18 protein-coding genes and 1 pseudogene are annotated in these 20,187 nt (G+C 68.4%); 15 read left to right on the top strand and 4 right to left on the bottom strand.

Going from position 1 to position 20,187, the window contains the following annotated elements:
• Both ACFTWF_RS44200 and fdhD read left to right on the top strand, forming a co-directional pair.
• Positions 1–633, top strand: a pseudogene (locus ACFTWF_RS44200) (hypothetical protein); the annotation flags it as partial.
• Complete coding sequence (gene fdhD, locus ACFTWF_RS44195; RefSeq protein WP_378467382.1) at positions 633–1,454, top strand: formate dehydrogenase accessory sulfurtransferase FdhD; 822 nt, start codon at positions 633–635, stop codon at positions 1,452–1,454. The pseudogene ACFTWF_RS44200 and the gene fdhD, both read left to right, overlap by 1 nt.
• Before the next feature lie 48 nt (positions 1,455–1,502).
• On the opposite strand, the gene ACFTWF_RS44190 is transcribed toward fdhD, so the two are convergent.
• The 3 genes from ACFTWF_RS44190 to ACFTWF_RS44180 form a co-directional block, all read right to left on the bottom strand.
• On the bottom strand, positions 1,503–2,738 hold the full coding sequence (locus ACFTWF_RS44190; RefSeq protein ID WP_378467381.1) for a LuxR C-terminal-related transcriptional regulator: 1,236 nt from the start codon (positions 2,736–2,738) through the stop codon (positions 1,503–1,505).
• A 99-nt stretch (positions 2,739–2,837) separates the two neighbouring features.
• Entirely contained in the window at positions 2,838–3,329 is a 492-nt protein-coding gene (locus tag ACFTWF_RS44185) for a Clp protease N-terminal domain-containing protein (protein ID WP_378467380.1), read from the bottom strand.
• Positions 3,326–3,541, bottom strand: a complete 216-nt coding sequence (locus ACFTWF_RS44180) for a hypothetical protein (RefSeq protein ID WP_378467379.1) — start codon at positions 3,539–3,541, stop codon at positions 3,326–3,328. The genes ACFTWF_RS44185 and ACFTWF_RS44180 overlap by 4 nt, the downstream gene beginning before the upstream one ends.
• A gap of 151 nt (positions 3,542–3,692) precedes the next feature.
• Between ACFTWF_RS44180 and ACFTWF_RS44175 the strand changes: the two genes are divergently transcribed.
• Positions 3,693–5,279 (top strand): serine/threonine-protein kinase, encoded by a 1,587-nt coding sequence (locus tag ACFTWF_RS44175; protein ID WP_378467383.1) that lies wholly within the window; start codon positions 3,693–3,695, stop codon positions 5,277–5,279.
• A gap of 12 nt (positions 5,280–5,291) precedes the next feature.
• Here the strand turns inward: ACFTWF_RS44175 and ACFTWF_RS44170 are convergent, their stop codons facing one another.
• A complete protein-coding gene (locus ACFTWF_RS44170) occupies positions 5,292–6,074 on the bottom strand; it encodes an IclR family transcriptional regulator (RefSeq protein WP_378467378.1) in 783 nt (260 codons plus the stop codon).
• Positions 6,075–6,286: 212 nt separating this feature from the next.
• On the opposite strand from ACFTWF_RS44170, the gene dctA reads away from it, so the two are divergent.
• The 12 genes from dctA (at position 6,287) to ACFTWF_RS44110 (ending at position 19,971) form a co-directional block, all read left to right on the top strand.
• Positions 6,287–7,720, top strand: a complete 1,434-nt coding sequence (gene dctA, locus ACFTWF_RS44165) for a C4-dicarboxylate transporter DctA (RefSeq protein ID WP_378467377.1) — start codon at positions 6,287–6,289, stop codon at positions 7,718–7,720.
• The gene (locus ACFTWF_RS44160) at positions 7,713–8,495 is read left to right on the top strand and encodes an MTAP family purine nucleoside phosphorylase (protein ID WP_378467376.1); all 783 of its coding nucleotides are present in this window, start codon (positions 7,713–7,715) and stop codon (positions 8,493–8,495) included. The genes dctA and ACFTWF_RS44160 overlap by 8 nt, the downstream gene beginning before the upstream one ends.
• A 1-nt stretch (position 8,496) precedes the next feature.
• Positions 8,497–8,904 carry a gamma-glutamylcyclotransferase gene (locus ACFTWF_RS44155; RefSeq protein ID WP_378467375.1) on the top strand — a complete coding sequence of 136 codons (408 nt, stop codon included), beginning with the start codon at positions 8,497–8,499 and terminating at the stop codon, positions 8,902–8,904.
• 26 nt (positions 8,905–8,930) lie between these two features.
• Positions 8,931–9,752 carry a hydroxypyruvate isomerase family protein gene (locus tag ACFTWF_RS44150; RefSeq protein ID WP_378467374.1) on the top strand — a complete coding sequence of 274 codons (822 nt, stop codon included), beginning with the start codon at positions 8,931–8,933 and terminating at the stop codon, positions 9,750–9,752.
• Positions 9,753–9,787: 35 nt separating this feature from the next.
• Positions 9,788–10,672: a 2-hydroxy-3-oxopropionate reductase gene (locus ACFTWF_RS44145; protein ID WP_378467373.1), complete on the top strand. Its 885-nt coding sequence runs from the start codon at positions 9,788–9,790 to the stop codon at positions 10,670–10,672.
• A 36-nt stretch (positions 10,673–10,708) separates the two neighbouring features.
• A complete protein-coding gene (gcl, locus tag ACFTWF_RS44140) occupies positions 10,709–12,514 on the top strand; it encodes a glyoxylate carboligase (RefSeq protein WP_378467372.1) in 1,806 nt (601 codons plus the stop codon).
• A gap of 8 nt (positions 12,515–12,522) precedes the next feature.
• Entirely contained in the window at positions 12,523–13,674 is a 1,152-nt protein-coding gene (locus ACFTWF_RS44135; protein WP_378467371.1) for a glycerate kinase, read from the top strand.
• The gene (gene alc / locus ACFTWF_RS44130) at positions 13,671–14,729 is read left to right on the top strand and encodes an allantoicase (protein WP_378467370.1); all 1,059 of its coding nucleotides are present in this window, start codon (positions 13,671–13,673) and stop codon (positions 14,727–14,729) included. Before ACFTWF_RS44135 ends, alc begins: the two co-directional genes overlap by 4 nt.
• A 37-nt stretch (positions 14,730–14,766) precedes the next feature.
• Positions 14,767–16,170 carry an NAD-dependent malic enzyme gene (locus ACFTWF_RS44125; protein WP_378467369.1) on the top strand — a complete coding sequence of 468 codons (1,404 nt, stop codon included), beginning with the start codon at positions 14,767–14,769 and terminating at the stop codon, positions 16,168–16,170.
• Entirely contained in the window at positions 16,163–17,506 is a 1,344-nt protein-coding gene (gene allB / locus ACFTWF_RS44120; protein WP_378467368.1) for an allantoinase AllB, read from the top strand. The genes ACFTWF_RS44125 and allB overlap by 8 nt, the downstream gene beginning before the upstream one ends.
• Before the next feature lie 206 nt (positions 17,507–17,712).
• A complete protein-coding gene (locus ACFTWF_RS44115; RefSeq protein ID WP_378467367.1) occupies positions 17,713–19,233 on the top strand; it encodes an NCS1 family nucleobase:cation symporter-1 in 1,521 nt (506 codons plus the stop codon).
• 12 nt (positions 19,234–19,245) lie between these two features.
• A complete protein-coding gene (locus ACFTWF_RS44110; protein WP_378467366.1) occupies positions 19,246–19,971 on the top strand; it encodes an aspartate/glutamate racemase family protein in 726 nt (241 codons plus the stop codon).
• The last annotated feature ends 216 nt before the right edge of the window (positions 19,972–20,187 follow it).

Genomic DNA, 20,187 nt, shown 5'->3' with positions numbered 1-20,187 from the left:
GTCGCCATCGTCTGCGGGATCGGGCAGGCGTTGTTCGGGCCGGACCATGCGGTGCCCTGGGCGCAGTTCTCGGTCGATTACGACCGGATCCGGGACTCCATCGCCCGGGTGATCCCCGGCTTCGAGGACTTCAACACCAAGGTCCGGGCCCCGGACGGGTTCGGGTTGCCGCACCCACCCCGCGACGAGCGCCGCTTCGACACCGGGACCGGGAAGGCGAACTTCGTCGTCAACGACCTGTCGTGGGTTCCCGTGCCGGCCGGGAAACTGATTTTGCAGACCATGCGCAGCCACGATCAGTACAACACCACCATCTACGGTCTCGACGACCGCTACCGCGGCGTCAAGGGCGGCCGCCGCGTCCTGTTCATCAACGAACTCGACATCACCGCGTTCGGGTATACGGCGGGGGACCGGGTCGACCTGATCTCCGAATGGACCCTCCCGGACGGCACCGTGGAGGAACGGCGCGCCGAGGATTTCCGGCTGGTGCCGTACCCGACACCGCAGGGGAATGCGGCCGCCTACTATCCGGAGACGAACCCGCTGATCCCGCTCGATCACGTCGCGACCAAGTCGAACACCCCGGTGTCGAAGGCCATCCGCATCCGCCTCGAAAAACGGCGGCCCTGATGGGGCGGGTCACGACCCGGACCCCGGTCACCCGGATCACCGACACCCGGCACACCACCCGCCCGGACACCGTGGTGGTGGAGGAACCCCTGGAGATCCGGGTGAACGGGACCCCGTTGGCGGTGACGATGCGCACCCCGGGCTCGGATGTGGAATTGGCGCAGGGGTTCCTGCTGACCGAGGGCATCATCGCCGACCGCGGCGACATCGCGTCGATCCGGTACTGCAACAGCGTCGACGAGCACGGGGTGAACACCTACAACGTCCTGGATGTGGATCTGGCGGCGGGGGTGTTCCTGCCCGACACCGGCATTGAGCGCAACTTCTACACCACCTCCTCCTGCGGGGTGTGCGGGAAGGCGTCGTTGGATGCGATCCGGCAACGCACCCGGTATTCGCCGGCCGCGGACACGGTGCGGGTGCCGGCCGCGACGATCGCGGAACTGCCGGACCGGTTGCGGGCGGCGCAGAAGGTGTTCGACACCACCGGCGGGTTGCACGCGGCGGGCCTGTTCACCCGCACCGGGGAACTGCTCACCATCAAGGAGGACGTCGGCCGGCACAACGCCGTCGACAAACTCATCGGGTGGGCCGTCGAACAGGGCCGCATCCCGCTGCGCGGCACCGTCCTGCTCGTCTCCGGGCGGGCGTCGTTCGAGTTGGCGCAGAAAGCGGTGATGGCCGGCATCCCCATCCTCGCCGCCGTCTCCGCCCCCTCCTCGCTGGCGATCGACCTCGCCCACGACACCGGACTGACCCTCATCGGCTTCCTCCGCGGCACCACCATGAACCTCTACACCCACCCCGACCGCATCACCTGACGTGAGTGGCAAAGCGTGCTCCCGCACACTTTGCCACTCACCTGGGGGTCAGTGCCTGCCGGTGGCGTCCGCGCGGATGCCGGCCTCGAGTGCAATCGCCCCCGCCTCGCCGCGGGACGCCACACCGAGCTTCTTCAGCACACCCGCGACGTGGAACTTGACGGTGCTCTCGCTGATGCCGAGGCTGTCGGCGATCGCCTTGTTCCGCTTACCCGTCGCCAGATGTCCCAGCACCTCCAACTCGCGAGGGTTGAGGTCGCCGAGTTGCTGCTCGTCGGGTCGCGCGGCCGGCAGGTCGAGCGGGATCGCGACCGCGACCCGGGACCCCCACCCGTCGACGGACTCGACGTCGATGCGGCCACCGAGCGTGTGCACCCGGCCTGAGAGTTGACGCACGAGCGCGTCGGTGTCGAGACCGCCGTCGCCGTCGTCGCGTACCTCGACGAGGAGGTTCGCGCCGTCGCAATCCCACGCGATGCGGATCCGTTCGAGGGCGGTCTGCGCCGCGAACGCGAGGACGGCGCTGCGCACGACGGCTCTCGCGGCGTGGGCCACCTCGCCGGGCAGCGCGCGACCGTCGACCGGGGGATCGACGTAGTCGACCCGGACAGGACGATGCTGAAGCAGCGGCCGGAGTTCGCCCTGCAGCCGGGCGAATGCGGTGGTGACGGCCTCTTCGGTGAGGATGCGGTCGGACTCGCCCGCGGAGCGCAGGGTCACCAGCGCCGCGGACGCCGTCTCGCTCGCCGTGATCCGCGACCGCCGGTCGTCGAGGTCGTTGGACCGGAGCGTCGACAGGATCGATTCGAGCGTCGCCGCGTGGAGGTCCGTCAATTCCACGATGGTCCGGGCCCGTTCGCTCGACGCCGCTCGCGACTCCGCCAGGTACGCCGGGCTGGCCTGCGCCACCTGATGACGGATCGACACGGCGACGACACCGAACGCGCCGGCCACCAGCGGGACCTCCCGAATGTGTTGCCGCGGCTTCGGGAGGGCGACGAGCAGGGTGCCCGTGGGGTCCAGCAGCGCCCACACCTTCCGCTTCGAACCGGCGATCACCGCCTGATCGTCGAGGGGAGTCCCCTCGGTCATCCGGGTGCGCAACGTGTCCAGTTCGGCGATGGTGACGCGCTCGACGACCGCCGGGTCCCCGCTGACCTTGCGGGGACGGCCCGTGCACTCGCGGGTGAAGATCACCAGCGCGGTGTGCGGCCAGATGTCGGCGAGGAACTTGGAGAAGCGCACCGCGATGTCGGGCAGCGGACCGTCGATGACGTCCCGCATGGAACCGAGAACGTCAGCCGGTGACACCGAAGTAGAGCTAGCGAGAACCACATCACGAGCCTATCCGCGCGCCGGGTCGTATCGGGGCGGGGCGTCCGCTCAGCCCGCCGACGCCGCCCGCGCCGCCTCGACGACGGCGGATCGCGGAAGTCCGAGTGATTCCAGCGCTCGCGCCGCGGTGCCGTGGGTGACGGTCGCGACCGCTGCGACGACGTCGGCTCCGGCGATCGGTCGCCGTTCCGATTTCGCGAGTGCCACCGCATTGCGGAACGCGCCCTGGGCCGGTTCGGTCAGCCGCAATGGGCCCGTCCGGGGGCGGCTCAGTGCACTGGTCGCCGCGCCGGGGTCGCCCAAGCCCACTGCCGTGAGCGCGTCGCCGTGCACGCGAACGATGGCCTCGCGCAGGGCGTCCCGGCTCGAGCCGAGTTGCTCGAACACTCGTCCGGCCGTGCCGTCGGGCAGTGCGAACGACCCGAGGAGGAGGTGTTCGAGGCCAGGTTCGCGGTCGCCCAGCCGGTCGCCCTCCGCCTCGGTTTCGGCGAACAAGGTCTTCATCGTGCGCATGTCGCGCCATGCCCGGGTGACTCTCATCGTGCGCCTCTCGTCTTCGTGCCGCCCGACCGTCCCGGGCCGAGGCGTTTGTGCGCCGCCTGACCCGAGACGCCGAGCGCCTGACCGATGTCCGCCCAGGTCCAGCCGGCGGCGAGTGCGTGGGTGACGGCGTCGCGCTCGAGTTGATCGGCCTGCCGTCGCAGCGCGACGACGGCGGCGAACGCGGTGGCCGGGTCGGGATCGTCAGTCACAGTCATCAACTTATGTTGATGGGAGGGATCCGTCAACCTTTGTTGATGGCGAGGCGCACCATCCTCGGTGTCGGATCCCTCTGCGATGGGGAAGAATCAGGCCCGGTCGGGAGGTCTGTGCCGCGAACGCGGCCGTCGAGGGGACGGGAAGATGGCGGCAGGGTCGCGGATCGGCACGCAGTTCGGGCAGTACCAACTGCGCGCGCTGTTGGGGCGCGGCGGGATGGGCGAGGTCTACGAGGCGTTCGACACGGTCAAGGGGCGCACCGTCGCCCTGAAACTCCTCGACGTGGAACTGGCGAAGGACGAGACGTACCAGCAGCGGTTCCGTCGCGAATCGCACGCCGCCGCGAGATTGCAGGAACCGCACGTCATCCCGATCCACGACTGGGGCGCCATCGACGGCGTCCTCTACATCGACATGCGCCTCGTCCCCGGCCGCGATCTGCGCTCACTGCTGCGTGCCGAGGGCCCGATGGACCCGGCGCGCGCGGTCGTGATCGTGGAGCAGATCGCCTCGGCCCTCGACGCCGCACACGCGGACGGTTTGGTCCATCGGGACGTGAAGCCCGAGAACATTCTGGTCACGGCGAACGATTTCGCGTACCTCGTGGACTTCGGGATCGCCCACTCGAGTTCGGACCTGCGGCTCACCACCCTCGGCAGCGCGGTCGGCTCCTACGCCTACATGGCGCCGGAGCGGTTCGACAATGCCCCGGTGGACGGCCGGGCCGACGTCTACTCGCTGGCGTGTGTGCTGCACGAATGCCTGACCGGGGCGATCCCGTTCCCGTCGAACAGCATCAGCAGCGCGATCCGAGCGCACCTGGCGGCGCCCGCTCCGCGTCCGAGCGCGATCCGCCCCGACATCCCCGCCGCGTTCGACGGCGTCGTCGCGACCGGTCTGGCCAAGGGCCGTGACGCGCGGTACCGGACGGCGGGCGCACTCGCGTCCGCCGCCCGGGCCGCCCTGTCGGGAACACCGGGCGGACCCGCGCCGACCCGGATCGACAGTGTGGGCCGGCCACCGGAGTACCCGCCGACGAGCGTCCCGCGAGGCCCGGTCGCGCCGCCGCCGCACAACCCGCCACCGCCGCGGTCGAACTATTACGCGTCCGGTCCGGCGCCGCAGAAGTCCCGGTCCACCGCCGTGCCGGTGATGGTGACCCTGCTGGTCGTGGCGATCCTCGCACTCGGAGGCGTGGTCGCCTGGCTGGTCCTGGACCGCAACAGGTCGGACGACCCGTCGACGACCGCAGCGAGCACCGTGGTGCAGCCACCTGCCGTGCGGACGTCGATCGAGTCGGCGGCACCCGTACCGCCGTCGACGGTCGAGCCCCCGACGAGGACGACTACCCCGCGAACGACGACCCCGCGGACGACAGCGGCGCCGCCGCCGTTGGTCGGGGAGGTGTCGGGCACCGACGAGCAGGGCTTCCTGCCGCCCTCGGACGCGCGATGCAATTACACCAACCCGGCCGCGTTCATCGGGCGCACCGCGAAATCGCTGGTCGTCGTATGTCAGACCGGCGTCGGACGCTACTACTACCAGGGCGTGCGCATCAGCGACGGCGCCGCCATCTCCGTCGACGACCCCACCCCGAACGGGTCCGGGTTCGTCGCCACCAACACCGGCAACGGCACCCAATATCGCGTCACCCCGTCCGCGCTGACCATCGTCGACGGCGACGGAAAGGTCGTCGCCACCGAACCGATGCTGGAGTCCGCGTACCGCTGAGTCAGGCTCGGGTCAGAGGGCGGCGTTCTTGTCGAACTCGGTGCCCAGTTCCTTGGCGACGCGTTTCAGCATCGGGACGATGTGGTCGGCGGATTCGAGGGTGACGCGCGCCGCGGGCCCGGAGATCGAAATGGCGGTGGGTGTGGGCGCGTTGGGGACGGGCACCGAGAAGCAGCGGACGCCGATCTCCTGCTCACCTTCGTCGATGGCGTATCCGCGTTGCCGGCTCAGTTCGAGATCGGCGATCAGCGAATCGGGATCGGTGAGGGAATTCTCCGTATAGGATGCCATTCCGGTGCGGGCCACCAGGGATCGGACGGCGTCGTCGGACAGTTGGAGCAGCAGCGCCTTCCCGACACCGGTGCAGTGGGTGTAGACGCGTCGGCCGACCTCGGTGAACATCCGCATGGAGTGCTGCGACGGCACCTGCGCGACGTACACCGCCATCGTTCCGTCGAGCACGGCCATGTTCGCGGTCTCGCCGGTGCCCTTCACCAACTCGGACAGGTGGGGCCGTGACCACGCGCCGATCAGCTGGGTGGCGCTCTCGCCGAGCCTGATCAGTTTCGGACCGAGCGCGTACCGCCGGGTGGGGAGCTGCCGGACGTATCCGCGGTTCATGAGGGTGCGGATGAGCCGGTGGATCGTCGGCAGGGGCAGACCGGCCAACTCGGCGAGTTCGCTGACGCCGATCGACCCGCCTGCGCTCGCCATGAGTTCCAGCAGTTCGAAGGCGCGTTCCACCGACTGCACCCCGCCGGCCGGCGTCTGCGTGTTCGTCGTCGTCGGCTCCATGTCGTGCCTCCCCGGTCGTGATGTCGCGAGCGTCGGGACCTTCCATGAAGCGGAAAAACCCGTCCGGATGACGATAGCGCGATTTGGGCGGATCGCGACGATTCCTCCGCCGCATCGGTTGACAAAACGGGGTGTGACGGCGTTCACTATATCGAGATACGAAATACAACTTCCACATCATGGAAAAACACCAAGCCCCAAGGGAGGGCCCCGTGTCTGAAGTCGAAATCGCTGCGAAACCCCCCAAGCAGCGTTGGTACAGATCGCTTTTCGTCCAGGTGCTCATCGGCATCGCCCTGGGCATCGCCACCGGCGTCCTGTTCCCCGAGTTTTCCCATCACCTGGCGCCGCTGGGCGAAGGCTTCATCAAGCTGATCAAAATGGTGGTCGCCCCACTGATCTTCCTGGTCATCGTCACCGGCATCGCCAAGGTCGGCAGCATGAAGGCGCTCGGCAAGATCGGCGGCAAGGCGCTGCTCTGGTTCACCGCCGCGACGACCTGCGCGCTCGGCCTCGGCCTCCTGGTCGGCAATCTCGTCCACCCGGGTAGCGGTCTCAACATCGACCCGGCAACGCTGGACACCACCGCCCTCGACGAGAAGACGCAGGGCGGGCACCTGCCCGGCGGCGTCGAGTTCGTCATGCACATCATCCCGACCAGCGTGTTCGATGCGTTCGCGCAGAACAATCTGCTGCAGGTGCTGCTGTTCTCGATCCTGTTCGGTGTCGCGCTGGCGTCGTTCAGCGAGTCGGCTCCGCCGGTCCTGATGGACGTGATCGACCAGGCGCTGCACGTCATCTTCCGGATCGTCGGCTACATCATGTACCTGGCCCCGATCGGTGCCTTCGGCGCGATGGCGTTCACCGTCGGCAACTACGGTGCCGGCTCCCTCAAATCCTTCGGAATACTCATCCTCGCGTGTTACGGAGCGGCCCTCGTCTTCATCGTCGTGCTGTCGATCGTCGTCAAGCTGATCACCGGCGTGAATGCGTGGAAGTTCATCAAGTACTGCCGCGAGGAGTTCATGCTCGCCTTGGGTACGGGATCCTCCGAGGCCGTCATGCCCCGCATCATCAAGAAGCTGGACAACGCGGGCTGCGACCGCGCCGTCGTCGGTCTGGTGATCCCCACCGGCTACTCGTTCAACCTCGACGGCGCCGCGATCTACCTGTCGCTGGCGATGATGTTCCTCGCGCAGGCCGTGGGCGTCGATCTCAGCTTCGGCGAGCAGATCGCGATCATGGGCATCCTGATCCTCAGCTCCAAGGGAATGGCGGGTGTGCCGGGCTCTGCCTTCGTCGCGCTGTCCGCGACCGCCGCCGCGATCGGCGCATTCCCGGTCGCTGCCGTCGCGCTGCTGCTCGGTGCCGACCGGCTCATGGATTCGATGCGGGTGTTCACGAACCTGCTCGGCAACTGCATGGCCACCTTCGTCGTCGCGAAGTGGGAGGGACTGCTCGACAAGGACAAGATGCAGGCGGTCCTCGACGGGAAGATCACGCCCGACGACCCGGACGACGTCACCGTCCACCCGCACCCGGGGCACGAACACCTCGCCGACGCACCGGCCCAGCCGGCGATCGAGAGGCCCGACGTGCTGACCACGAACGCAGCGGCGGAAGGAACGGTGAAGCACCATGCCTGACACCCAGCCCACCGTCGGGTTGCTCGGCACCTGGGGCTACCACGGACTCCTCGACGACGCCGAGCAGATCGACGTCGACACCCCGTACGGACCGACCTCGGACAGCATCGTCCTCGGGTCCTCCGGCGGCCGCCGGCTCGCCTACCTGACCCGCACCGGGCGCCACCGCAACATCCCGCCGCACCGAATCAATGCCCGCGCCAACATCTGGGCGCTGCACAGCCTGGGTGTGCGGACTATTCTGGCTCCCACCCCGTCCGGCTCGCTGCGACCGGCGATCGGTGTCGGATCGGTTGTCGTGCCCGACCAGCTGGTCGACCGCACGGGCCGCACCGACGACACCTTCCACGACGACGACGTGCACATCTCGTTCGCGGACCCGTTCTGCGCCCACGGCCGCCGGGCGGTGGTGTCGACGCTCCGCCGGAACGGCTGGGTGGTCAACGACGGCGGGGTGATGGTCGCGATCCGTGGCCCGCGCTTCTCCACCCGCGCCGAATCACGTTGGTACGCAGCGCAGGGCTGGGACCTGATCAGCATGACCCCGTACCCCGAAGCCGCGCTGGCCCGGGAGCTCGGCATGTCCTACACGTGCATCGCCCTGGTCACCGACCACGACGTCATCAGCGACACCCCGTGGCCCGTCACCCAGGACCTGGTGCGGGAGGGGCTCGATGCCAACACGAAACGACTACGCGAAGCGCTGCTGCAGGTAGCGATCGAACTGGCAGGCACGCCGGACACGGCGGCCGCTGCCCACGGAAGAAGGAGCTGACATGGCTGAATTGTTCTGCAACGGTGGAGCGATGCGAGGCGGAAACCTCCATCACAACGTATCCGCGCACACGTTCCTCGGCACGGTCCGGACCGCACCGAACTACCGATTCTTCTCCGTACGTGACGAATTCCCCGCCCTGCTGCTGGCGGAGAGCGGCGGCGCCTCGATCGAGGGGGAACTCTACGACGTCCCGATCGGCGACATTCGCACCGACTTCCTCCCGGAGGAGCCCGAGGAACTCGAGCTCACCGTCATCGAACTGGCCGACGGCCGTTCGGTTCTGGCGGTAGGGCTGCGACCGGGTCTGCTCGAGAGCAAGGCCGGTGAACTCACCGAGATCACCGATCACGGCGGCTGGCGCCGCTACCGGGGTCTGCCCGACCCCGACACCACCACAGTCTCCTGAACATCTCGCGAGTGAAAGAACATCCGATGGATACCTTTGGCTACACCCTGAACTGCTCGATCCTGCTCACCGACGTGCCGCTCCTGCAGCGTCCGCAGGCCGCCCGGGACGCCGGATTCGACGCCGTCGAATTCTGGTGGCCGTTCGACACCGCCGTACCGCAGGACAGCGACGTCGACGCGTTCGTGGCGGCGATCGAGAACGCCGGAGTGCAGCTCACCGGTTTGAACTTCGCGGCGGGGAACATGCCGGCGGGGGATCGCGGACTGCTGTCCGACCCGGCGCAGGTCTCGGCGTTCCGCGACAACATCGACATCACCGTCGGAATCGGAGAACGTCTGGGTACCAAGGCATTCAACGCCCTGTATGGTAATCGTATCGACGGCGCGGATCCGAAGGCGCAGGACGAGGTGGCCACCGAGAACCTCGCACAGGCAGGCAAGGCGGCGGATCGCATCGGTGCCGTCGTGCTCGTCGAACCGGTCAGCGGCACACCGGCGTACCCGCTGAAGACCGCGGCCGAGGCGATCGCCGTGATCGACCGGGTCAAGGCCGAGCACGGTGTCGATTCGCTCCGGCTCCTCGCGGACCTCTACCACCTCCAGGTCAACGGCGACGACGTCGGCGCCGCGATCGACGCGTACGCCGACCGGATCGGGCACGTGCAGATCGCCGATGCACCGGGCCGCGGCGAACCCGGCACCGGAACGCTCGACATCGACGGCTACCTGAAGCAGCTCGCCGGACACGGCTACCGCGGATACGTCGGTCTCGAGTACAAGGCGACGCGGCCGGACACCTTCGACTGGCTGCCCCGCGATCAACGCGCATCCCGCACCGCCCGCTGACACCCACCACCACTTCGACGGAATCGAGGACACTCGTGAGCACTATCGCATTCATCGGACTCGGAATCATGGGCAGCCCCATGGCCGTTCACCTCGCCAAGGCCGGACACCAGGTGGTCGGGTACAACCGCTCGCCGGAGCGCACCGCGGCGCTCGTCGAGGCCGGGGGGACCGCGGCCGACTCCATCGCCAAGGCGGTCGCCGGCGCCGACGTCGTGGCCGTGATGGTCCCCGACTCGCCCGACGTCCAGGCCGTACTCGCCGGTGAGGACGGAGTCTTCGAGCACGCCCCGGCCGGTGCCCTGATCATCGACTTCTCCAGCATCCGTCCCGACGTCACCACGGCACTCGCCGCGCAGGCGTCCGAGCGCGGATTCCGGCTGATCGACGCCCCCGTCTCGGGAGGCGAGGCCGGTGCGGTCAACGCCGCACTGTCGATCATGGTCGGCGGCACGCCGGAAGACTTCGAGGCGGCCAGGCCGATCCTCGACACCGTCGGGAAGACCGTGGTCCACGTGGGCCCGAACGGCTCCGGGCAGACGGTGAAGGCCGCCAACCAGCTGATCGTCGCCGGCAACATCCAACTCCTCGCGGAGGCGATCATCTTCCTCGAGGCCTACGGGGTCGACACCGCGGCCGCGGTGGAGGTGCTCGGCGGCGGGCTGGCCGGTTCGGCCGTCCTGAACCAGAAGGCGCAGAAGATGCTGGACCGGTCGTTCGAACCCGGGTTCCGCATCGAACTGCACCACAAGGACCTCGGCATCGTGACCAGCGCGGCCCGTGAGGCCGGCGTGGTGACGCCCCTCGGCGCAGTCGTCGCCCAGCTGATGGCCTCCGCCCGTGCGAACGGTGATGGCGGCCTGGACCATTCGGGATTGCTGCGTGGAGTGGAGCGGCTGTCCGGCCGCCCCACCCAGTGACCCGTTTCAACTCGTAATCCTCGATGGAGAAGTGATATGCCTCGTATGCGCGCCGCTGACGCAGCGGTCAAGATCCTGGAACTCGAAGGCGCCACCCAGGCGTTCGGCCTCCCCGGTGCGGCGATCAACCCGTTCTACTCGGCCATGCGTGATCACGGAGGGATCAAGCACGTCCTCGCCCGCCACGTCGAGGGCGCCTCCCACATGGCGGAGGGATTCACCCGCGCCAAGGCCGGCAACATCGGCATCTGCATCGGCACCTCCGGCCCGGCCGGCACCGACATGATCACCGGCCTGTATTCGGCCATGGCGGACTCGATCCCGATCCTCGCGATCACCGGACAGGCACCCGTCGCGCGCCTGCACAAGGAGGACTTCCAGGCAGTCGACATCGCCTCGATCGCAGGCCCGGTCACGAAGATGGCGATGACCGTGCTCGAGCCGGCCCAGGTTCCGGGAGCGTTCGCGCAGGCATTTCACCTGATGCGGTCCGGCAGGCCGGGCCCGGTGCTCATCGACCTGCCGATCGACGTGCAGTTGGCGGAAATCGAGTTCGATCCGGACACCTACCAGTCCCTGCCCGTGTATAAGCCGGCCGCGTCGCGCGCACAGGCGGAGAAGGCCCTCGACATGCTGGGTGCCGCCGAACGCCCGCTGATCGTCGCGGGCGGCGGCATCGTCAACGCCGACGCCGCGGACCTGCTCGTCGAGCTGGCCGAACTACTGGACGTTCCGGTGGTGCCGACGCTGATGGGCTGGGGCACCATCCCGGACGACCACCGTCTCGCTGCCGGGATGGTCGGACTGCAGACCGCACACCGGTACGGCAACGCCACCATGCTGGCGTCGGATTTCGTCCTCGGCATCGGCAACCGGTGGGCCAACCGGCACACCGGTGGCCTCGACACCTACCGGAAGGGCCGCAAGTTCGTCCACGTCGACATCGAGCCCACCCAGATCGGTCGCGTGTTCGCGCCGGACTACGGAATCGTCTCCGACGCCAAGGCCGCGCTCGAGCTGTTCGTCGCCGTCGCGAAGGAGCGCAAGGCCGCCGGGACGCTGGCGGACCGCAGCACCTGGGTCGAGGACTGCCTCACCCGCAAGCGCACCATGCAGCGCAAGACCCACTTCGACGACGTGCCCGTCAAACCGCAGCGCGTGTACGAGGAGATGAACCGGGTCTTCGGGCGCGACACCCGGTACGTGAGCACGATCGGGCTGTCCCAGATCGCCGGCGGCCAGTTCCTGCACGTGTACAAGGACCGCAACTGGATCAACTGCGGGCAGGCGGGACCTCTCGGCTGGACCATCCCCGCCGCTCTCGGAGTTGTTGCCGCGGAACCGGAGACCTCGGTGGTGGCGCTGTCGGGCGACTACGACTTCCAGTTCATGATCGAGGAACTGGCGGTGGGCGCGCAGTTCAACCTGCCGTACATCCACGTGGTGGTGAACAACTCGTACCTGGGTCTGATCCGTCAGGCGCAACGCGCGTTCGACATGGACTTCTGCGTCCAACTCGGCTTCGACAACATCAATTCCCAGGAGCGCAGCGAGCACGAGACGCTGCCCGCGGTCCCGAAGGGATACGGCGTCGACCACGTCAAGGTCGCCGAGGGCCTGGGCTGCAAGGCGCTGCGGGTCACCGAGCCGGGCGAGATCGCCGGCGCCCTGGAGAAGGCCCGTCAGCTCGCCGGTGAGCACAAGGTGCCGGTGGTGGTCGAGGTCTTCCTCGAGCGGGTCACCAACATCGCGATGGGCACCGAACTCGACAACGTCGCCGAGTTCGAGGACCTGGCGGAGATCGGCGAGCACGCCCCCACAGCACTCATGCTGTTGGACTAGGGGACACCGTGACACGTGTACTGGTCGCACCCGACAAGTTCAAGGGATCGCTCACCGCAGCGGAGGTCGCGGACGCCCTCGCCGACGGACTCGTCGCCGGCGACCCGGCCTGGGTGATCGACCGGGTTCCGGTGGCGGACGGCGGCGACGGCACCGTCGCGGCGGCCGTCGCCGCGGGATGGACCCCGGTCCCGGTCGGCACCACCGGCCCGACGGGGCTGCCGGTCGCCACCTCCTACGCGGTGCGCGGTTCGACCGCGGTGGTGGAACTGGCGTCCGCCGTGGGCCTGGTCCTGCTGCCCGTCGGTACGCCGGACCCACTGGGTGCCAGTACATTCGGACTCGGCACCGTCGTCAGGCACGCGCTGGAGGGGGGAGCCCGCGAGATCATCGTCGGTCTCGGGGGCAGCGCGTCAACCGACGGCGGTGCCGGCTTGTTGCAGGCTCTCGGAGTGCGTGTTCTCGACGCCGAGGGCAACGACGTCGCCCCGGGCGGGGCGGCCCTGCGCCGCGCGGCCCGGGTCGACCTCACCGGACTCCACCCGGCCGCGCGGTCGGCGCGGTTCCGGCTCGCGTGCGACGTCGACAATCCGCTGCTCGGCCCGAGCGGCGCCACCGCCGTGTACGCGGGCCAGAAGGGCGCGGCCGCAGAGCAACTGGTCGTGCTCGAGGATGCGATGACGCGGTGGGCGCAGGTCGTGCGCGCCGCGACGGGCCGCGACGACAGCCGGGTCGCGGGGGCCGGAGCCGCGGGTGGGGCGGCGTTCGGCGCGATGTCGGTGCTGGGGGCGGACACCCGGCCCGGCATCGACACGGTCCTCGGCCTCGTCGACTTCCGCCGGCGGCTCGCCGCCGCGGACCTCGTCGTCACCGGCGAGGGGTCACTCGACGAGCAGAGCCTCCACGGCAAGGCCCCGATCGGCGTCGCGACCGAGGCACGCGCGGCGGGCATCCCCGTCCTGGCCGTCTGCGGCCGAAATCTGCTCAGCGACATTCAATTACACAGCGCCGGTATCTCCGCGGCTTACGCGCTCGCGGATCTCGAACCGGACCTTCATCGTTCGATCAGAGACGCGGCGGAACTGCTGCGCCGGATCGGCTGCACGATCGCCGCATCATCTGACGAACTCGCAACACTCAGCACACGAGGAGAATCATGACTTCTGCCGATTTCACCGCCCTGCCCGACCTCGCCTCGCGAGCCCTCGGCGGGAGCGTATCCGCGGCCAACGACGAACTGTTCGCCCAGCGGGAGAACCTCATCAAGGCGGAGGCCCCGTTCTTCGACCCGTCCGACTTCGGGCACAAGGGCAAGGTCTACGACGGCTGGGAGACCCGCCGCCGCCGGGACGACGGCCACGACTACGCGATCGTCCGGCTCGGCGCCGCCGGCATCATCCACGGGATCGTCGTGGACACAGCACATTTCAAGGGCAACTACCCGCCCTTCATTTCCATCGAGGCGGCCTCAATCGAGGGCTACCCGTCCATCGAAGAGGTCATGAAGGCGGATTGGCAGACCATCGTCGAAAAGTCCCCCGCCGAGGGGCACGCCGAGAACACCTACGCCGTCGCCGACCGGCACCGGTGGACCCACGTGCGGCTGTCGATCTACCCCGACGGCGGCGTCGCGCGGTTGCGCGTGCACGGTGAGGTGGTCCCCGACCCCCGGTTCCTGGACGGGACGGTCGACCTGCTGGCCGCGGAGAACGGTGGCCGCCTCGTCGGCTGCTCCGACGCGTTCTACGCCTCACCCGCGAACATCATCCTTCCCGGCCGGGCCCGGAACATGGGGGAGGGCTGGGAGAACTCCCGGCGTCGCGGCGGCGGCAACGACTTCGCCGTGTTCTCGCTCGCCGCGGCCGGCCGGCCACGGCACGTCGAGATCGACACCAGCTACTACGTGGGGAACGCGCCCGGCTGGGTGCGGCTGAGCACCGCCGACGCGCGCACCGCCGACATCGCCGACGAGGGCGCATGGACCGAACTTCTGCCGCGCACCGCCGTGCAACCCGACACGCGGCACCGGTTCGTCCTGGACGGCACGGCGGCGGCCACCCACCTGCGGCTCGACGTCTACCCCGACGGCGGCCTGTCCCGGCTGCGGCTGTTCGGCGATCTCGACGCGACAGCGCTGTCGGAGACGCGCCGCACGTGGTGGGACGCCCTCCCGCAGACCCATCAGACGCTCGTCGCCGACCAGGCGCCCCGCTAGAACCTCTATCCCTTCGACGACCCCGAGGAAGCACGTCATGCCCAATCCCAGTCCCGGTTACTCCATCACCGTTCGCGTCACGGCCCCGGTCGGCGCGGGCACCACGTCGACACTCGCGGGCGCGGTCGCCTCCGTGAAGGGGGCCATGACCGCGCTGGACGTGGTCGAGAGCCACCCCGACCACATGGTCATCGACGTGACGTGCGACGCGTCCGACGTCGAGCACGCCGAACAGATCGCGTCCGCGATCGCCGACGTGCCCGGGGTGGTGGTGGGCAAGGTCAGCGACCGCACATTCCTGCTCCATCTCGGCGGCAAACTCGAAGTGGTGCCGAAGGTTCCGCTCAAGCACCGCGACGACCTGTCCCGCGCGTACACCCCGGGTGTCGCCCGGGTGTGCACCGCGATCGCCGAGAACCCGGAGGACGTGCGGCGGCTGACGATCAAACGCAACACCGTCGCCGTCGTCACCGACGGTTCGGCCGTGCTGGGGCTGGGCAACATCGGGGCCGCCGCGTCGATTCCCGTGATGGAGGGCAAGGCGGCGCTGTTCAAGCAGTTCGCGGACGTCGACGCGTGGCCGGTCTGCCTGGACACTCAGGACACGGACGCGATCGTCGAGATCGTCCGGGCCCTCGCACCGGTGTACGGGGGAATCAACCTGGAGGACATCTCCGCCCCGCGGTGCTTCGAGATCGAGGCCCGGCTCCGCGACATGCTCGACATCCCGGTGTTCCACGACGACCAGCACGGCACGGCCATCGTGGTTCTCGCCGCGCTGACCAACGCCCTGCGGGTGGTCGAGAAGAGCCTCGACACGGTGAAGATCGTGGTTTCGGGTGTCGGCGCCGCCGGGCACGCCATCATCCGTCTGCTGGTCGCGCAGGGTGCGACGAACATAGTGGCGTGCGGACGGAACGGAATCCTCTCGCCCGACGACACGTCCGACTCGTTCCGCTCGTGGATCGCGAACAACACCAACCCGGATTCGCGGTCCGGATCGCTGCAGGACGCTCTGGCCGGCGCGGACGTGTTCATCGGTGTCTCGGCGCCGGACATCCTGACGGGCGACGACATCGAGACGATGGCGGAGCGGTCGATCGTGTTCGCACTGGCCAACCCGGTGCCCGAGGTCGATCCGATCGCGGCCGGGCGGTACGCCGCCGTCGTCGCGACCGGCCGGTCCGACTTCCCGAACCAGATCAACAACGTCCTCGCGTTCCCGGGCGTGTTCCGGGGTCTGCTCGACGCGCACGCCGTCGAGATCACCGACGACATGCTCATCGCCGCCGCCCGGGCGATCTCCGATTCGGTGTCGCCGTCGGAGCTCAACGCCACGTACATCGTGCCGAGCGTGTTCGACGCAGCGGTCGCACCTGCCGTGGCGGCAGCGGTGCGTGGCGTGGCAGGCACGGGCGCAGGTCGTGATGACGATGTCTGAGCCGCTCGACCTGCTGTTCCGGGCACCGCGGGTGATCACCGCGGCGGGGGAGGTCGCCCGCTGCGTGGGGGTGCGGGACGGCCGGATCGTCGTCATCGAACCGTTCGGCGCCCAGCTCGACGCCGAGGTCGTCGTCGAACTGGGCGACGACGAGGTGCTGATCCCCGGTCTCGTCGACACGCACGTGCACGTCAACGAGCCGGGCCGCACCGAATGGGAGGGGTTCGCGAGCGCCACCCGGGCGGCCGCGGCCGGCGGCGTGACCACGATCGTCGACATGCCGCTCAACAGCATCCCGCCGACCGTCGACGCCGCGGCGCTCGACGTCAAACGCCGGGTCGCGCGCGATCAGGCGTACGTCGACGTCGGATTCTGGGGCGGCGCGGTGCCGGGCAACGTCCCGGACCTGCGGGCCTTGCACGACGCGGGGGTGTTCGGGTTCAAATGTTTCCTGCTGCACTCCGGTGTCGACGAGTTCCCGCCGTTGGATCCGGCGGAGCTCGAACTGGCGCTGAAGGAGATCGCGAGTTTCGGTGCGATGATGATCGTGCACGCGGAGGACGCGCACGCGATCGACCGCGCGACGTCACCGGGCGGTGAGAACTATGCGGACTTCCTCGATTCGCGGCCGCGGGGCGCCGAGAATCTCGCCATCGCCGAGGTCATCGAGCTGGCCCGATGGACCGGGTGCCGGGTGCACATCCTGCACCTGTCGAGCTCGGATGCGCTGCCGATGATCGCGTCCGCCCGCAAGGACGGTGTGAAACTCACGGTGGAGACGTGTCCGCACTACCTGTCGTTCGTTTCGGAAGAAATACCCTCGGGAGCAACACAATTCAAGTGCTGCCCGCCGATCCGTGAGGCCGGGAACCGGGAGCTGCTGTGGCAGGGACTGGCCGACGGTGTGATCGACTGCGTCGTCACCGACCATTCCCCGTGCACGGTCGACCTCAAGCGGTTCGACATCGGCGACTTCGGTGTCGCGTGGGGCGGCATCGCGTCGCTGCAGGTGTCGCTGTCCGCGGTCTGGTCGGAGGCCAAACGGCGCGGGCACAGCCTGAACGACGTGGTCCGCTGGATGGCGGAGAACCCCGCCGAGCAGGTCGGGCTCAACACGAAGGGGCACATCGCGCTGGGGTATGCGGCGGATTTCGCGGTGTTCGCGCCGGAGGAGGCGTTCGTCGTCGACGTGGCCGCCCTGCAGCACAAGAATCCCGTCTCCGCCTACGACCGGCGGGCCCTCGCCGGCGTGGTGCGCAGTACCTGGCTGGCCGGCAAGCGGATCGACCTCGACGAGGCGCCCCGCGGTAGGCTGCTCAGTCGCGGACTGGCCTGACGCTGCGCCGACCCTGCCCGCTGTCGCGCTGGATCCGAAAGATCCAGTGCGGCAGCGGGTTTGTCGTATCTCGGGTGGTGCGGCGGCAAGATATATCCTGCGGAAATCATTGACCGCCACTGTTGCCTGGCTCACACTTGAAGAGACCAATGGAACAAGCTTTCCGTGATACGGAAGTTCGTTCGTCGCCACGCAAGGACAGGCACATGCTCATAGACGACACAGTCTCGCGGCACACCACCGTCGACCACTCTGCCCCCGCCGGTCGTCTCACGACGACGAGTCCGAAACTCTACAACGCGGACCTGGCGCCGACGAAGGCCGCAGGCCGTCGCTGGGGTTCGTACAGCATCTTCACACTGTGGACCAACGACGTCCACAACATCGCCAACTACTCGTTCGCGATCGGCCTGTTCGCGCTCGGGCTCGGCGGCGGCCACATGATCCTGTCGCTCATGATCGGCGCGGTCATCGTCTGCGCCGCGATGACGTACGCCGGATTCATGGGACAGAAGACGGGCGTGCCGTTCCCCGTGATGAGCCGGATCAGCTTCGGCATCCGCGGCGCCCAGATCCCCGCAATCGTCCGCGCGGTCATCGCGATCGTCTGGTTCGGAATCCAGACCTACCTGGCGTCGATCGTCTTCCGGATCTTCCTCGTCGCCGTCGCGCCCTCGCTCGACCGCTTCGACCAGAATTCGATCCTCGGACTGTCCAGCCTCGGATGGATCTGCTTCATCGGAATCTGGGCGATCCAGATCGTCGTCCTCATCTACGGGATGGAGGCGGTGCGGAAATTCGAGAGCCTCGCGGGCCCGCTGATCCTCGTCACGGTCGGCTCCCTCGCCCTGTGGATGCTGTTCCGCACCGACTTCTCCATCGCCTGGGCGTCCGATCAGCCGGCCTCCGGTGGCGAGATGTGGCGGCAGGTGTTCGCGGGCGCGGCCCTGTGGATGTCGATCTACGGCACCCTGATCCTCAACTTCTGCGACTTCTCGCGGCGCTCCCCGTCGAAGTCGGCCGTCGTGCGCGGCAACTTCTGGGGCCTGTTCGTCAACGTCCTCGCGTTCGTCGTCATCGCATTCATCCTGTGCGGCGCCCAGTTCCGGATCGACGGGACGATCATCGACAGCCCCACCGACATCGTCGCGGTCATCCCCAGCACCCTGTTCCTGTCGCTGGCCTGCCTCGCTCTCGTCATCGTGACGATGGCCGTCAACGTGATGGCGAACTTCGTCGCACCGTCGTACGTCCTGTCGAACCTCGCTCCCGAGAAGATCAGCTTCCGCAAGGCCGGCATCATCAGCGCCTGCATCGGCGTGGTCCTGCTGCCCTGGAATCTGTACGACAGCCCGGTGGTGATCAACTACTTCCTCGGTGGCCTCGGCGCCGTCCTCGGCCCGCTGTTCGGCATCATCTTCGTCGACTACTGGTTCATCCGCCGCACCAAGGTCGACGTACCCGCGCTCTACTCGGACAGCCCGACCGGAACCTACTACTACCGCAAGGGGTTCAACCTGCGGGCGATCTACGCTCTCGTGCCGGCTGCCTTCGTCAGCACCCTGTTCGCGATCGTCCCCGCCTTCCATCTCGTCGCCCCCTTCTCCTGGTTCATCGGGGCGGGCCTGGCGGCGGCCATCTACGCGGTCGTCGGCGACCGCACCCGGCAGTACGTGGACGTGTCCGGCGAGTCGATCGCCGTGGACAGCGGTCACGGCGAGCACTGACAGGAGATTTCGATGCGTATTCTCGTCGTCAACGTCAACACCACCACGTCCATCACGGACGCGATCGCCAAGCAGGCCGAGGCCGTCGCCGCACAGGGCACCGAGATCGTCGGGCTCACACCGGAGATCGGTGCGGAATCCGTCGAAGGGAACTTCGAGAGCTACCTCGCCGCGATCGCGGTGATGGACCGGGTGCGGTCGTACCCGGGACCCTACGACGCCGTGATCCAGGCCGGCTACGGCGAACACGGCCGGGAAGGCCTGCAGGAACTGCTCGACGTCCCCGTAGTCGACATCACCGAGGCATCGGCGAGCGTCGCAATGATGCTGGGACACAAGTACTCCGTGGTCACCACCCTCGACCGTACCGTCCCGCTCATCGAAGACCGGCTCCGGCTTGCGGGCCTCGACGCCAAGTGCGCGAGTGTCCGCGCGAGCGGGCTGCCCGTCCTCGCGCTGGAATCCGATCCCGAGGCCGCGATCGAGGCGATCGTCGACGAGGCCGAAGCCGCTGTGCGCGAGGACAAGGCGGAGGTCATCTGCCTCGGCTGCGGCGGAATGGCCGGCCTCGACGACCGGATCCGGGACCGCACCGGCGTTCCGGTGGTCGACGGCGTCAGTGCGGCTGTGAAATTGGCGGAATCTCTTGTAGGGTTGGGGCTCTCGACTTCGAAGGTGCGCACGTACGCGCCCCCGCGGCCCAAGCAGATCACCGGATGGCCGCTGGCGAAGCCGTAGTCACGTCCCCGCCCTCACCCCGGGCGGATCCCACGGCGCCCGACCCCGCGCCCGCAACGATGGAGTATCCCTTTGCTCGAACAGACCACGACCTCCGCGGACCACGCCCGAGCCGGTTCCATTCGCGTCATCCGTGAGGGTGTTGCGTCGTATCTGCCGGATATCGATCCGGATGAGACCACGGAGTGGTTGGAATCGTTCGATGGACTGTTGGAC

It is taken from the genome of Rhodococcus sp. NPDC056960, assembly GCF_042674125.1.
GTDB lineage: Bacteria > Actinomycetota > Actinomycetes > Mycobacteriales > Mycobacteriaceae > Rhodococcus_F.
Note: the sequence above shows the minus strand (reverse complement) of the source record. Positions and strands in the feature narration are given on the sequence as shown.

Excerpts from the sequence above, each read along its gene's own strand:
- fdhD (WP_378467382.1), top strand. The coding sequence starts at position 633 with ATGGGGCGGGTCACGACCCGGACCCCGGTCACCCGGATCACCGACACC.
- ACFTWF_RS44190 (WP_378467381.1), bottom strand. The coding sequence starts at position 2,738 with ATGCGGGACGTCATCGACGGTCCGCTGCCCGACATCGCGGTGCGCTTC.
- ACFTWF_RS44185 (WP_378467380.1), bottom strand. The coding sequence starts at position 3,329 with ATGAGAGTCACCCGGGCATGGCGCGACATGCGCACGATGAAGACCTTG.
- ACFTWF_RS44175 (WP_378467383.1), top strand. The coding sequence starts at position 3,693 with ATGGCGGCAGGGTCGCGGATCGGCACGCAGTTCGGGCAGTACCAACTG.
- ACFTWF_RS44170 (WP_378467378.1), bottom strand. The coding sequence starts at position 6,074 with ATGGAGCCGACGACGACGAACACGCAGACGCCGGCCGGCGGGGTGCAG.
- ACFTWF_RS44160 (WP_378467376.1), top strand. The coding sequence starts at position 7,713 with ATGCCTGACACCCAGCCCACCGTCGGGTTGCTCGGCACCTGGGGCTAC.
- ACFTWF_RS44155 (WP_378467375.1), top strand. The coding sequence starts at position 8,497 with ATGGCTGAATTGTTCTGCAACGGTGGAGCGATGCGAGGCGGAAACCTC.
- ACFTWF_RS44150 (WP_378467374.1), top strand. The coding sequence starts at position 8,931 with ATGGATACCTTTGGCTACACCCTGAACTGCTCGATCCTGCTCACCGAC.
- gcl (WP_378467372.1), top strand. The coding sequence starts at position 10,709 with ATGCCTCGTATGCGCGCCGCTGACGCAGCGGTCAAGATCCTGGAACTC.
- alc (WP_378467370.1), top strand. The coding sequence starts at position 13,671 with ATGACTTCTGCCGATTTCACCGCCCTGCCCGACCTCGCCTCGCGAGCC.
- ACFTWF_RS44125 (WP_378467369.1), top strand. The coding sequence starts at position 14,767 with ATGCCCAATCCCAGTCCCGGTTACTCCATCACCGTTCGCGTCACGGCC.
- allB (WP_378467368.1), top strand. The coding sequence starts at position 16,163 with ATGTCTGAGCCGCTCGACCTGCTGTTCCGGGCACCGCGGGTGATCACC.
- ACFTWF_RS44115 (WP_378467367.1), top strand. The coding sequence starts at position 17,713 with ATGCTCATAGACGACACAGTCTCGCGGCACACCACCGTCGACCACTCT.
- ACFTWF_RS44110 (WP_378467366.1), top strand. The coding sequence starts at position 19,246 with ATGCGTATTCTCGTCGTCAACGTCAACACCACCACGTCCATCACGGAC.